The organism is Pseudomonas rhodesiae (assembly GCF_007858255.1).
In the GTDB taxonomy this organism is placed as follows: Bacteria; Pseudomonadota; Gammaproteobacteria; order Pseudomonadales; family Pseudomonadaceae; genus Aquipseudomonas; species Aquipseudomonas rhodesiae.
Genome location: NZ_VFEU01000002.1, coordinates 291,291 through 304,374 on the forward strand (window position 1 = coordinate 291,291; position 13,084 = coordinate 304,374).

Below are 13,084 nucleotides of genomic sequence, written 5' to 3' on the forward strand. Positions count from 1 at the left end.
TTTGACGGTATTGCCGCTGTGGGCGTTGATACCGGTCAAATGAAGCGCAAGCCTAGCGCGATTGCGGCCCAAGCGCATGCGTCGCGAGCGTGACTGTAGGGTTCTGGCGCCTAGCGCAGTGCCAGTACGGCGGCCCATTGCTCGGCGGTCACCGGCATGACCGAGAGGCGGCTGCCTTTTTGCACCAGGGGCAGTTCGGCGAGTGCCGCCTGCTGTTTCAGGTAACCCAGGCCCAGCACCTTGGGGAAGGTCTGGACATGGGCGACCGTGATCGCGCTCCACGGGTTTTTCTCCGGGCTGGCCTTGGCGTCGAAGTAATGACTGTCGGGCTCCAGTGCGGTCGGGTCCGGGTAGGCCGCCTCAATGATTTTGCCGATGCCGGCGATGCCCGGTTCGGGGCAGCTGGAATGGTAAAAGAAGAATTCGTCACCCACCGCCATGGCGCGCAGAAAGTTACGTGCCTGATAGTTGCGCACCCCATCCCAGCGGGCTTTTCCGAGTTTTTCCAGGCCCCTGATGGACAGTTCGTCGGGCTCGGATTTCATCAGCCAGTAGGCCATCTTTAGGCTCCTCAAACAGGCATTGGGCAAGTTGTCGGGCAATTGCCGTACAAACCGACAGTCGGTTGGCGTCAAGGTTTGCGTGTTGGTTCACGTTAACGCAAAATGCCGGGATTTTAAGCTTGACTCAGCTGCAACGGACTACTTTGGAACGTTGTTGTCATCGTGTACGAGGTGCCTGAAGGGGGGCAATCGATGCAACGTAAACCGGATTTACTATGGATATTGGTTATTTTGTTTGGTCTGGGCGTCGTGACCACCGGCTATGCGCAAAGTTTGTGGTCGAACAAGACCGATGCCCCAGTTGAATTGTCACCAGTGCAACAACAGTACAAGCGTTAATACGACTTCAAGGCGTCGCTGATTCCAGCGACGCTTCTGCGATATACCATTGCTTATTCGTCACCGTGCCAGCCATCGGCACATCCCAACTTGCCTGCGCCAACCGATCGACTTTCTGACATTCATGGGCCAGGCCCAGCAACGTCGGCTTGCGCCAGCGCTGGCGGCGTGCGAGGTACGCCAGGCTGCGGTCATAGAAACCCCCACCCATACCCAGGCGGCCACCTTCATCGTCGAATCCCACCAGCGGCATCAGCACCAGGTCCAGCGCCCACACCTTGCGTTGCCGGCGGATATTCACCCGTGGCTCCAGGATGCGAAAGCGATTGGGCAGCAGCTTTTCCCCGGGGCGCACACGCTGGAATACCATCTTCGTGCGCGGCCAAGCGCTAAGCACCGGCAGATACGTGGCTTTGCCCCGGCGCTGCGCAGCACGCAGCAGCAGGCTCGGATCGATTTCACCGTCGGTGGGCAGGTAAAGGGAGATATGTTTGGCCCGGCGAAACAGCGGGTGCTGTGCCAGCTGCCGGTACAGGCCCTGAGCGGCCTGGCGTTGCTCGCTCGGCGTGAGGGCGCGGCGGGCCTTGCGCAACAGGCGTCGAAGTTGCGGACGGGAAAGCGGCGCAGTTTCGGTCATGGCTTTTCGGCTCATAAAACAATGCCAGTCCTGGGACTGGCATTGAGTTTTGGAATTCAGGCTCCCCGACAGAGCCGCTGTCGACTTAGCCCTTGAACCCGAAAGTTCAAGGTGGAAGAAGCAGTAGGCTTTAAGGCTTTCCGTCTAGCGGACATGCACACCAGCCCAACGTGCAACTTCCAGGGTAGTGCGAATCGGCTCAGGGACATCGCCGACTGGCAAACACGCCAGGGAGTGAGGGCGAGTATACCTTAAACAGACGCGGCAATCAGCCCTTGGGTGCATCCGAGTCGCTGGCAAGCGCCAGATCCACGCGTTCCAGCAGGTCACGCACTTGCTCGCGCGTCGAGCCGCTGGCCTGTACGTCCGGGCGTTCCTGCTTGTGCAACAAGTCATGGGTAATGTTCAGCGCAGCCATCACAGCGATGCGGTCGGCGCCGATGACTTTGCCGCTGCTGCGGATTTCACGCATCTTGCCATCCAGGTAGCGGGCGGCGCTCACCAGGTTGTTGCGCTCTTCCTGGGGGCAGATGATCGAATACTCTTTATCCAGGATCTGCACGGTGACGCTATTGCTTGAACTCATGAGTCTTGCTCCAGGGCCTTCAGGCGCGAAATCATCGATTCGACCTTACGCCGGGCGATTTCGTTTTTTTCAATGAGGTGAGCGCGTTCCTCGCGCCAGGTCTTTTCCTGAGCTAATAGGAGTCTGTTTTGACTCTTAAGTTGCTCGACCCGAGTAATTAGCAGCTCGAGTCTGGCCATCAGCGCTTGCAGGTCGGTGTCTTCCATTGGGTTCCACTGGATTTGTCTGATGAATGGCAACTGCAGGATAAACGATCTGACGCCCTTGATAGTCGGGTGCGTCTGCCGGTGCTAGGATACAGCGCTTCATTCTAGACATCGCGCCGCCTGGCGCCTAGCTCATCATGCCCATTAAGAATTCCCCATACGACGCTTTCTCCGCTCTGCTGAACGCCAGCGGCCACCCTTGCTCCCCGGCCGAACTGCACGGCGTGCTGTTGGGCCGCAGTTGCACCGGTGTCGGCTTCGACCCCGACAACTGGTTGGCCGATGTGGCCGAACTGTTGGAAAAAGAGCCCGAAGATAACGTGCGCAATGCGCTGGTCGGCCTGCAGGAAATGGTCAAGGGCGAACTGACCGGTGATGACATCACCGTGGTCCTGCTGCTGCCGACTGACGACGCACCGCTGGCCGACCGCGCCGCAGCGCTGGGCCAATGGTGCCAGGGCTTTCTCCACGGTTTCGGCGTGAACGCCGCCGGCCTGGAGCTGAGCACCGACGCCAAGGAAGTGTTGCAGGACCTGGCCGCCATCTCTCAGGTGCAAGACGCTCTGGAAGAGTCCGAGGACGGCGAAAGCGATTACATGGAAGTGATGGAATACTTGCGCGTCGCGCCGCTGCTGCTGTTCACCGAGACCAAGAAATCCGCTGAACCTGCCGCGCCCAAGCCGTCGCTGCACTGAGAAAGGAAGCCCATCTGCCCATGATCCATATCCCCAAAGCGGAATACACCCGACGCCGCAAGGCGCTCATGGCGCAGATGGAACCCAACAGCATCGCGATCCTGCCAGCCGCCGCCGTAGCTATCCGCAATCGCGATGTGGAGCATGTTTACCGCCAGGACAGCGACTTCCAATACCTGAGCGGTTTCCCGGAACCAGAAGCAGTCATTGTGCTGATGCCCGGTCGTCAACATGGCGAGTACGTGCTGTTTTGCCGCGAGCGCAATGCCGAACGCGAGCTGTGGGACGGCCTGCGCGCCGGCACTGAAGGCGCGGTCCGTGACTTTGGCGCCGACGACGCCTTCCCCATCACCGATATCGACGACATCCTGCCGGGCCTCATTGAGGGCCGCGACCGCGTGTACTCGGCCATGGGCAGCAATGCCGAATTCGACCGGCATTTGATGGAATGGATCAACGTGATCCGCTCCAAGGCCCACCTGGGTGCCCAGCCCCCGAACGAATTCGTTGCCCTGGATCATTTGCTCCACGACATGCGCCTGTATAAATCGGCGGCGGAACTGAAGGTGATGCGCGAAGCTGCACGGATTTCCTGCGCCGCCCATGTGCGAGCGATGCAGGCCAGCCGCGCTGGTTTGTACGAGTTCAGCCTGGAAGCCGAGCTGGACTACGAGTTCCGCAAGGGCGGCGCAAAGATGCCGGCCTATGGGTCTATCGTCGCTGCTGGTCGCAACAGCTGCATCCTGCACTACCAGCAAAATGACGCACTGCTCAAGGACGGCGATCTGGTGTTGATCGACGCCGGTTGTGAAATCGACTGCTACGCCAGCGATATCACCCGCACCTGGCCGGTCAATGGCCGGTTTTCGCCGGAGCAGAAGGCGATCTATGAAATCGTGCTGGCCTCCCAGGAGGCCGCGTTTGCGCAGATCGCCCCCAACAAGCATTGGAACCAGGCCCATGAGGCCACCGTGCAGGTGATCACCGCCGGGCTGGTGACGCTGGGGTTGTTGCAAGGAGATGTCGACGAATTGATCGCCAGCGAAGCGTACAAAGCTTTCTATATGCACCGCGCCGGCCATTGGCTGGGCATGGATGTGCACGATGTGGGCGAGTACAAAGTGGGCGGTGAGTGGCGCGTGCTGGAAGTCGGCATGGCGCTGACGGTGGAACCGGGGATTTATATTTCGCCGGACAACCAGAACGTGGCAAAGAAATGGCGTGGCATTGGCGTGCGCATCGAGGACGACGTGGTGGTGACCAAGCAAGGCTGTGAAATCCTGACCGGCGGCGTGCCCAAGACCGTCGCCGATATCGAAGCATTGATGGCGGCCGCCCGATGAGCCGGGTCAACCTGGCGATTATCGGCGGCGGCTTGGTGGGCGCCAGCCTGGCGCTGGCGTTGCAGGCCGGGGCCAAGGCGCGCGGTTGGAAGATCGTGCTGATCGAACCGTTCGCCCCCGGCGACAGTTACCAGCCCAGCTACGACGCGCGCTCCTCGGCGCTGTCGTTTGGCGCTCGGCAGATCTACCAGCGGCTGGGCCTGTGGCAGGCCATTGCCCGCCGCGCCGAGCCGATCAAGCAGATTCATGTGTCGGACCGTGGGCGTTTTTCCACTGCGCGCTTGTCCGCCATGGAAGAGGGCGTGCCGGCCTTGGGCTATGTGGTGGAAAACGCCTGGCTGGGCCAGTGCCTGTGGCAAGGCCTGGACAGCGACGTGGTGAGCTGGCGCTGCCCCGCGCAAGTTACCCGCATGGTGCCGCTGCCCGATGGCTATCGCCTGACCCTCGACGATGAAACCGAGCTGGAGTGCGACTTGGCCGTGCTGGCCGATGGCGGCCGTTCCGGTTTGCGCGAGCAACTGGGCGTCGGCGTGAAAACCCGGCCCTACAACCAGAGTGCGTTGATCGCCAATATCACCCCTAGTGAAGCCCATAACGGCGAAGCCTTCGAGCGCTTCACCGATGATGGTCCGATGGCTTTGCTGCCGTTGCCGGACAACCGCTGCGCGCTGGTGTGGACCCGTGTCGGCATGGACGCCCAGCGCCTGGCCGACCTTGACGAGCGCAGTTTTCTCAGCGAGTTGCAGGGCGTGTTCGGCTATCGCCTGGGCACACTCAAGCAGGTTGGCGCGCGTCATCTGTATCCGCTGACGTTGGTGGAAGCCGAAGAACAAGTGCGCTCGCACCTGGCCATAATCGGCAACGCCGCCCACAGCCTGCACCCGATTGCCGGACAGGGTTTCAACCTGTCCCTACGTGACGCCCATGCTTTAGCCGAAGCGCTGCTGGCTGGGCCGGCCGTGCCAGGCGATCTGGCGACCCTGCAAGCCTATCGTGACCGCCAACGTATGGACCAGAAGCTTACCGTGGGCTTCTCCGACCAGGTCACGCGCTTGTTCGGCAGCGCGCAACCCTTGGTGGCGCTGGGCCGCAATGTGGGCCTGCTGGGCCTGGATCTTCTACCGCCGGCCAAGCGCTGGTTTGCCCGTCAGGCCATGGGCCTGGGTACGCGCCCCGATGCGTAACTGGCTGATCGAGCGCCTGGGCAAGGCGCGCCTGTTGCGCTGGGTCATGACCCTGTACCCGCCGTACCTGGGCGCGGGCATCAGCGTGCAGCACATGAGCGCCGACTTTCGGCACGTCAAAGTGCGTATGGGCCTGGGGTGGTACAACCGCAATTATGTGGGAACGCAATTCGGCGGCAGCCTGTATTCGATGGTCGACCCGTTCTACATGCTGATGCTCATGGAGAACCTGGGGCGCGATTACATCGTCTGGGACAAAGCGGCCAGCATCGATTTCATCTCGCCGGGTAAAGGCCCGGTGTATGCCGAGTTTTTTATCGACGACACCTTGCTCGACGAGGTGCGTCGCCAGACCGAAGGGGGCGAGAAATACTTGCCCCACCTCAAGGTCCAGATTCATGACGGCTCCGGCACCCTGGTGGCGCGAGTCGACAAAACCCTTTACGTGCGGCGCAAGCCGCCAGCGAGACAGGCTTAAAGCATGGACATGCGCGCAGATGTGCTGATTGTCGGGGCCGGAATGGTCGGAAGCGCCCTGGCGCTGGCGTTGCAAGGCAGCGGCCTACAGGTGCTGCTGCTCGATGGCAGCCCGCTGAGTGTCAAGCCGTTCGACCGCGACGCGGCGTTCGAACCCCGTGTGAGCGCGTTGTCGGCCGCCAGCCAGCGCATTCTCGAGCGACTGGGTGCCTGGGACGGCATCGCCTCGCGCCGCGCCAGCCCCTATGGCCAGATGCAGGTGTGGGACGGCAGTGGCACGGGGCAGATCCACTTTTCGGCGGCCAGCGTGCACGCCGAGGTGCTCGGGCATATCGTCGAGAACCGCGTGGTTCAGGACGCTTTGCTCGACCGCCTGCACGACTGCGACCTCGGGCTTTTGGCCAATGCGCGACTTGAGCAGATGCGGCGCTCCGGCGATGAATGGCTGCTGACCCTGGCCGATGGCCGCACGCTGCGGGCGCCGCTGGTGGTGGCTGCCGACGGAGCAAACTCCGCCGTTCGCCGCCTCACAGGCACCGCGACCCGTGAGTGGGATTACCTGCATCACGCCATCGTCACCAGCGTGCGCAGCAGCCAGCCGCACCAGCGCACGGCCTGGCAGCGCTTTACCGATACCGGCCCCCTGGCGTTTTTGCCGCTGGAGCGTGACGGCCAGCAGGATTGGTGCTCGATTGTCTGGTCGACCACGCCGACTGAAGCCGAACGCTTGATGGCATTGGATGAAGACAGCTTCTGCCTTGAACTGGAGCGCGCCTTCGAAGGCCGCCTGGGCAGCGTGGTGAGCGCCGACCCGCGGGTGTGCGTGCCATTGCGCCAGCGCCATGCCAAACGCTACGTGGCTGAAGGCCTGGCGCTGATCGGCGATGCCGCCCACGTCATCCATCCGCTGGCGGGGCAGGGCGTGAACCTGGGGTTTCTCGACGCGGCGGTGCTGGCCGAAGTGCTACTGGCGGCCACTGAGCGCGGTGAGCGCCTGGCGGATGTGAAAGTGCTGAGCCGCTACGAGCGGCGCCGCATGCCGCATAACCTGGCGCTGATGGCCTCGATGGAGGGATTCGAGCGGTTGTTCCAGGCCGACCAACTGCCGCTGCGCTGGTTGCGCAATGCGGGCTTGAAAATGGTCGACCAGATGCCGGAAGCCAAAGCGCTGTTCGTGCGTCAGGCCCTGGGCTTAAGCGGGGACTTGCCGGAGTTGGCCAGGCCCTGAACGGGTCGTGCAACATCTGGTAACGCCTCCGCCGAGCGATTGATTGAGGTACCAAATGTGAGTCCTTATCATTTGCCCTCTATTTGCAAATGAGAGACCGCCCCCATGCTGGTACCCAAGCGCCTCCTGACTGCCCTGGCACTTACGCTCGTCGGCACCTGCGCCGCGCAGGCCGCTGATGAGGTGGTGGTCTACTCCTCGCGCATCGACGAACTGATCAAGCCGGTGTTCGACGCCTATACCCAAAAGACCGGCGTGAAGGTGAAGTTCATTACCGATAAGGAAGCCCCGCTGATGCAGCGCATCAAGGCCGAGGGTGAAAACGCCACCGCCGATCTGTTGCTCACCGTCGACGCCGGCAACCTCTGGCAAGCCGAGCAAATGGGCATCCTGCAACCGTTCACCTCCCCGGTGATCGACAAGAACATTCCCCTTCAATACCGCTCATCGGCTCATGCCTGGACCGGCTTGAGCCTGCGCGCGCGGACCATCGCGTACTCCACCGACCGGGTCAAACCCAGCGATCTGACCACCTACGAAGCCCTGGCAGACAAGCAGTGGGAAGGCCGCCTGTGCCTGCGCACGGCGAAAAAGGTCTACAACCAGTCCCTGACCGCGACCCTGATCGAAACCCACGGCGCGGCCAAGACCGAAGAAATCATCAAGGGCTGGGTCAATAACCTGTCTACCGACGTGTTCTCCGATGACATCGCCGTGTTGGAGGCCATCAATGCGGGCCAGTGCGATGTAGGCATCGTCAACACCTACTACTACGGCCGTCTGCACAAACAGAAGCCTGACCTGCCGGTAAAACTGTTCTGGCCCAACCAGGGCGACCGAGGCGTGCATGTGAACCTGTCTGGCATCGGCCTGACCAAATACGCGCCACATCCGGACGCGGCCAAGGCCCTGGTGGAGTGGATGACCACTCCTGAAGCACAGAGGATCTTCGCCGACGTGAACCAGGAGTTCCCGGCCAACCCGGCAGTGCCGCCGTCGGCCGAAGTGGCGACCTGGGGTAAGTTCGTTGCGGATACCCTGCCGGTGGAAGTCGCAGGTAAACGTCAGGCAGAAGCCATTCGGTTGATGGATCGCGCCGGCTGGAACTAAGTACAATTTGTAGGACGCCGCAGATTTAACTGTGGGAGGGGGCTTGCCCCCGATGGTGGTGGATCAGTCACTGATCAGTAGACTGACACTCCGCCATCGGGGGCAAGCCCCCTCCCACATTGGGTTGCGGTGATTTCAAGATATTCATTACCGAGAGCCCCCCTTTGGCCCACCCCGCCCAACGCCGCTGGTACCTGCCGGTCTTTACCGTCGCCGCCCTGGTGCTGCTGCCGCTGAGCGTGCTGGTGTTGTCCTGGCAAAGCATCGACGCGCAAATCTGGTCTCACCTCTGGGATACCCAGATGCCACGCCTGCTGGGCAATACCCTCACGTTGGTGCTGGGTGTGGGCGTAGGCGTGACGCTGCTGGGGGTTAGCCTGGCCTGGCTGACCAGTCTCTGCGAATTTCCCGGACGGCGCTGGCTCGACTGGGCATTGATGTTGCCTTTCGCCATTCCGGCTTATGTGCTGGCTTTTGTCTTTGTCGGCTTGCTGGACTTTTCGGGTCCGGTGCAGACGCTGCTGCGTGAGTGGTTCGGTACGGGCCTGCGCCTGCCCCGGGTGCGTTCCACCAGTGGCGTGATCATCGTGTTGGTGCTGGTGTTCTATCCCTATGTCTACCTATTGGCACGCACCGCGTTCCTGGCCCAGGGCAAGGGCTTGATGGAAGCCGCGCGGGTGCTGGGGCAATCGCCCTGGCAGGCGTTCTGGCGTGTGGCGCTGCCCATGGCGCGACCGGCAATCGGGGCGGGTGTGGCCCTGGCCCTGATGGAGACCCTGGCGGATTTTGGCGCCGTGTCGGTGTTCAACTTCGATACGTTCACCACCGCCATCTACAAGACGTGGTACGGATTTTTCAGCCTGTCCAGCGCAGCCCAGCTGGCTAGCTTGTTGCTGCTGGTGGTTATGCTGGTGCTCTACGGTGAGCGCCGCGCGCGAGGTGCCAGCCGCCCCAGCAATGAACGGCCGCGGAGCAAGGCGCTGTATCACCTGCGAGGGTTCAAAGCGGCGGCGGCGAGTACCTGGTGCGGGCTGGTATTTGCGTGCGCCTTTGTGATTCCGCTGCTGCAGCTGGTGGCTTGGTTCTGGCAACGCGGTCGCTTCGACCTGGATGAGCGCTACGCCGGCTTGATCGTCCACACCCTGTATCTCGGCGGTATCGCGGCGCTGATTACTGTGAGCGTGGCCTTGGTGCTGGCCTTCGCCAATCGTCTGTCGCCGACTCGGACGATTCGTTCCGGGATCAGCCTGGCCAATGTGGGCTATGCCTTGCCGGGGTCGGTGCTGGCGGTGTCGATCATGTTGGCCTTCAGCTATCTGGACCGCGAACTGGTGGTGCCGCTGTCTGGCTGGCTGGGCGGTGGGGGCAGACCGTTGCTGCTCGGTAGCCTCGCCGCGTTGGTGCTGGCGTATCTGGTGCGCTTCCTGGCGGTTGCGTTCGGGCCGTTGGAAAACAGCCTGGCGCGAATCCGTCCGTCGTTGCCGGAGGCTGCGCGCAGCCTGGGTGTGAGTGGTCCGCGACTGTTTTGCAAAGTGTATCTGCCGCTGTTGCTTCCCGGCGCCTTGAGCGCGGCGTTGTTGGTGTTTGTCGATGTGCTCAAGGAAATGCCCGCGACCCTGCTGATGCGCCCGTTCGGCTGGGACACGCTGGCGGTACGCGTGTTTGAAATGACCAGTGAGGGCGAGTGGGCGCGGGCCTCTCTGCCGGCATTGACGCTGGTGTTGGTGGGGCTGCTGCCGGTCATCGGGCTGATCCGTCGTTCAGCTCGGCAAATCGGTTAGGTGCCAGTCCTACGGCTTGCGGCTACAATGCGCGGCATTCGGTGCGGTCCATCCTTCGGATCGGCGCGCTGAGCGTCATGCAGACCTTGTCGTTCAAGGCCTCCAGCACGCTTGGTAACGCTGCGCACCTTCGCCAAGCCCGGAAGGAGAAACCCATGGGACAGCGTACGCCTCTGTATGACCTGCATCTCGCCCTCGGCGCGAAAATGGTCGATTTTGGCGGTTGGGATATGCCTTTGCACTACGGCTCGCAAGTTGAAGAGCACCATCAGGTGCGACGCGACTGCGGGGTGTTCGATGTATCTCATATGACCGTGATCGATGTCACAGGCCCCCAGGCCAAGGAATGGCTCCAGCACCTGCTGGCCAATGATGTCGGTCGTTTGCATGGCTGCGGCCATGCGTTGTACAGCGCCATGCTCAACGAGCGGGGCGGTGTGGTGGACGACATGATCGTGTACCGCACCGAAACCGGTTACCGGCTGGTGGTCAACGCCGCCACCCGTGACCAGGACATGGCCTGGATGCAGGCGCAACTGGGCGAGTACCAAGCGCAACTGCGTGAACGGCCGGAACTGGCGATGCTGGCCATTCAAGGCCCCCAGGCCCGGCATAAAATTGCCGAGCTGGTCACTCAGTCGCGTGGCGCCTTGATTCATCAACTCAAGCCTTTCGAAGGCCAGGCCGATGGCGATTGGTTTATCGCCCGCACGGGTTACACCGGCGAAGACGGCCTGGAAATTGTGCTGCCTGCCGATCAGGCGCCGGGTTTCTTCAACGACCTTGTTGGCGCCGGCATCTCGCCCATCGGCCTGGGCGCTCGTGACACGTTGCGCCTTGAGGCCGGTATGAACCTCTATGGCCAGGACATCCACCAAGACGTCTCGCCCCTGGCAGCCAATATGGCTTGGAGCATCGCCTGGGAGCCGGCCGAGCGCAATTTCATCGGTCGCGCCGCGCTGGAAGCAGAGCAGGCGGCGGGTGTGCAGTTCAAATTGGTGGGGCTGGTGCTGGAAGAACGTGGGGTTTTACGCGCTCATCAGGTGGTTCGTATCGCCAATGTTGGCGAAGGGGAGATCACCAGTGGTAGTTTCTCTCCTACGCTGAGCAAATCCATTGCCCTGGCGCGTGTACCGAAGGCAACCGCCGACCGGGCCGAAGTGGAAATCCGCGGCAAGTGGTACCCGGTTCGAGTGGTCAAACCGACCTTCGTACGTCATGGCAAAACCTTGATCTAACTATTCCGGCGGGCCAATGGCCGCTGACATTTCTTCTTGAGGACACAGACAATGAGCAATATCCCAGCCGACCTGCGTTTTGCCGAGAGTCATGAATGGGCCCGTTTGGAAGCTGACGGCACGGTGACCGTCGGTATTTCCGATCACGCCCAGGAAGCGTTGGGGGATGTGGTGTTTGTTGAGTTGGCTGAGGTGGGCGCCACGTTCGCGGCCGGTGGCCAGGCGGGGGTGGTTGAGTCGGTGAAAGCGGCTTCGGATATCTACGCCCCGATCGCAGGTGAAGTGACTGCCGTCAACGAGGAATTGAGCGGTAGCCCTGAACTGCTGAACTCCGACCCGTACGCGGCATGGATCTTCAAGCTCAAGCCAAGCAATCCGGCTGAGTTGGACAAGCTGCTGGATGCCGCCGGCTACAAAGCTTCCATCGGCGAATAACGCACGTCTCATGTGGGAGGGCGACAATTCCTTCCCACATTGAGCCGTGAGTGTTCAGCTCGCCGTCAAGACGGCCTTTACCGCCGCCACCGAGCGCTCCACATCCGCCTCCGTCATCGCCGTGAACATCGGCAACGACACGATCAAGCGCCCGACCTTTTCCGCCACCGGGAACATGCCTTCCTTGAACCCCTGCGCCCGATACAGGCTCAGCAGGTGGATCGGCGGGTAGTGATAGCCAATGCCAACACCGTGGGCCTGCATCCGCTCCATAAATGTGGCGCGGGCGGGCAAACCGTCCTGGCGTTCCGGCAGCACGAGTTGGAACAGGTGCCAGTTGCTGTTTTCGAAGTCGGCCGGCGGCAGTTGCGCCCCGTACTTTTCTTCGAAGTCACTGCCAAAACAGTTGAAGTAGTGACGCGCAAGATTCTGGCGATGGGCAGTGATCTGCTCGATATGAGCGAATTGTCCCAACCCAATGGCGGCAGCGATGTCGGTCATATTGAACTTGCCGCCTAGTACATCCACATCCAGACCGTCGAAGCCGGTACGGGTCACGCCCTGCAGGCGGTACTTTTCGGCCAGCCGCGCCTCATCGGCATTGTTCAGCACCAGGCAGCCGCCCTCGGAGCAGGTAATGTTCTTGTTTGCCTGGAAACTGAACGACACGAAATCTCCAGTGGCGCCGATGCGCTCGCCGTCCCAGGTAGAGCCCAGCGCCTGGGCGGCATCTTCGACGATACGCAAGTTGTACTTATTGGCCAGTGCATAAAGCATCGGCATGTCCAGCGGCAAACCGGCCAGATAGACAGGAATGATTGCCTTGGTGCGTGGTGTGATCGCGGCTTCCACCTGGGCCAGGTCGATATTACGGGTAACAGGGTCGATATCGGCGAATACCGGTGTGGCGCCGACTTCCAGAATGACGTTGGCGGTGGCTACCCAAGAGATCGGTGTAGTGATGACTTCATCGCCCGGCCCGATGCCCGCGATGCGCAAGGCAATCTCCATGGTGCAGGTGCCGGAGTTGAACGTGCGCACCGGACGGCCGCCAAAATATTCCGACAGTTGCGCCTCGAACGCCTGCACCTTCGGCCCACTGGTGATCCAGCCGGAGCGCAATACGTCGCCTACCGCCGAAATGGTGGCTTCATCGATGGTGGGTTTGGAAAACGGCAGGAAAGGCTGTTGGCTCATGACGATGACGGCATCCGTTCTGATTGGCGATGGTGGTGAGGCGTGTGCGCACCGGCATGGTTGCA

General features: G+C 61.7%; 15 protein-coding genes and 1 other RNA gene. 10 read left to right on the forward strand and 6 right to left on the reverse strand.

Annotated elements, in window-relative coordinates:
- Positions 1-110: 110 nt before the first annotated feature.
- Positions 111-560 (reverse strand): EVE domain-containing protein, encoded by a 450-nt coding sequence (locus tag FIV35_RS03585; protein ID WP_034139739.1) that lies wholly within the window; start codon positions 558-560, stop codon positions 111-113.
- A 195-nt stretch (positions 561-755) separates the two neighbouring features.
- Here FIV35_RS03585 and FIV35_RS29540 point away from each other — a divergent pair, with 195 nt between their 5' ends.
- On the forward strand, positions 756-902 hold the full coding sequence (locus FIV35_RS29540; RefSeq protein WP_094064348.1) for a hypothetical protein: 147 nt from the start codon (positions 756-758) through the stop codon (positions 900-902).
- A 7-nt stretch (positions 903-909) separates the two neighbouring features.
- Here the strand turns inward: FIV35_RS29540 and FIV35_RS03590 are convergent, their stop codons facing one another.
- The 4 genes from FIV35_RS03590 to FIV35_RS03605 all read right to left on the reverse strand — a co-directional run bounded on the left by FIV35_RS03590 (position 910) and on the right by FIV35_RS03605 (position 2,331).
- On the reverse strand, positions 910-1,539 hold the full coding sequence (locus FIV35_RS03590; protein WP_034101386.1) for a 5-formyltetrahydrofolate cyclo-ligase: 630 nt from the start codon (positions 1,537-1,539) through the stop codon (positions 910-912).
- Between the two features lie 58 nt (positions 1,540-1,597).
- Positions 1,598-1,776, reverse strand: a non-coding RNA gene (gene ssrS / locus FIV35_RS03595) — 6S RNA.
- A gap of 31 nt (positions 1,777-1,807) precedes the next feature.
- Complete coding sequence (locus FIV35_RS03600; RefSeq protein WP_034101385.1) at positions 1,808-2,125, reverse strand: cell division protein ZapA; 318 nt, start codon at positions 2,123-2,125, stop codon at positions 1,808-1,810.
- On the reverse strand, positions 2,122-2,331 hold the full coding sequence (locus tag FIV35_RS03605) for a TIGR02449 family protein (protein WP_034101384.1): 210 nt from the start codon (positions 2,329-2,331) through the stop codon (positions 2,122-2,124). Before FIV35_RS03605 ends, FIV35_RS03600 begins: the two co-directional genes overlap by 4 nt.
- Positions 2,332-2,468: 137 nt before the next feature.
- Here FIV35_RS03605 and FIV35_RS03610 point away from each other — a divergent pair, with 137 nt between their 5' ends.
- The 9 genes from FIV35_RS03610 (at position 2,469) to gcvH (ending at position 11,822) form a co-directional block, all read left to right on the forward strand.
- Positions 2,469-3,026: a YecA/YgfB family protein gene (locus FIV35_RS03610; protein ID WP_034115420.1), complete on the forward strand. Its 558-nt coding sequence runs from the start codon at positions 2,469-2,471 to the stop codon at positions 3,024-3,026.
- Between the two features lie 20 nt (positions 3,027-3,046).
- Positions 3,047-4,369 (forward strand): Xaa-Pro aminopeptidase, encoded by a 1,323-nt coding sequence (pepP, locus tag FIV35_RS03615; RefSeq protein WP_034139738.1) that lies wholly within the window; start codon positions 3,047-3,049, stop codon positions 4,367-4,369.
- Positions 4,366-5,553, forward strand: a complete 1,188-nt coding sequence (ubiH, locus tag FIV35_RS03620; protein ID WP_034139737.1) for a 2-octaprenyl-6-methoxyphenyl hydroxylase — start codon at positions 4,366-4,368, stop codon at positions 5,551-5,553. Before pepP ends, ubiH begins: the two co-directional genes overlap by 4 nt.
- A complete protein-coding gene (locus FIV35_RS03625) occupies positions 5,546-6,031 on the forward strand; it encodes a DUF4442 domain-containing protein (RefSeq protein ID WP_034139736.1) in 486 nt (161 codons plus the stop codon). The genes ubiH and FIV35_RS03625 overlap by 8 nt, the downstream gene beginning before the upstream one ends.
- A gap of 9 nt (positions 6,032-6,040) precedes the next feature.
- A complete protein-coding gene (locus FIV35_RS03630) occupies positions 6,041-7,258 on the forward strand; it encodes a 2-octaprenyl-3-methyl-6-methoxy-1,4-benzoquinol hydroxylase (protein WP_170245398.1) in 1,218 nt (405 codons plus the stop codon).
- A 105-nt stretch (positions 7,259-7,363) separates the two neighbouring features.
- Positions 7,364-8,368, forward strand: coding sequence for an extracellular solute-binding protein (locus tag FIV35_RS03635; protein ID WP_034139734.1), 1,005 nt, complete (start codon positions 7,364-7,366; stop codon positions 8,366-8,368).
- 164 nt (positions 8,369-8,532) lie between these two features.
- Positions 8,533-10,149: an ABC transporter permease gene (locus tag FIV35_RS03640; RefSeq protein ID WP_034139733.1), complete on the forward strand. Its 1,617-nt coding sequence runs from the start codon at positions 8,533-8,535 to the stop codon at positions 10,147-10,149.
- A 155-nt stretch (positions 10,150-10,304) separates the two neighbouring features.
- Entirely contained in the window at positions 10,305-11,387 is a 1,083-nt protein-coding gene (gene gcvT / locus FIV35_RS03645) for a glycine cleavage system aminomethyltransferase GcvT (RefSeq protein WP_034101376.1), read from the forward strand.
- Between the two features lie 51 nt (positions 11,388-11,438).
- Positions 11,439-11,822: a glycine cleavage system protein GcvH gene (gene gcvH, locus FIV35_RS03650; RefSeq protein WP_034101375.1), complete on the forward strand. Its 384-nt coding sequence runs from the start codon at positions 11,439-11,441 to the stop codon at positions 11,820-11,822.
- Between the two features lie 54 nt (positions 11,823-11,876).
- Here gcvH and FIV35_RS03655 read toward each other — a convergent pair whose 3' ends face one another.
- The gene (locus FIV35_RS03655; protein ID WP_034139732.1) at positions 11,877-13,019 is read right to left on the reverse strand and encodes a DegT/DnrJ/EryC1/StrS family aminotransferase; all 1,143 of its coding nucleotides are present in this window, start codon (positions 13,017-13,019) and stop codon (positions 11,877-11,879) included.
- Positions 13,020-13,084 lie beyond the last annotated feature (65 nt).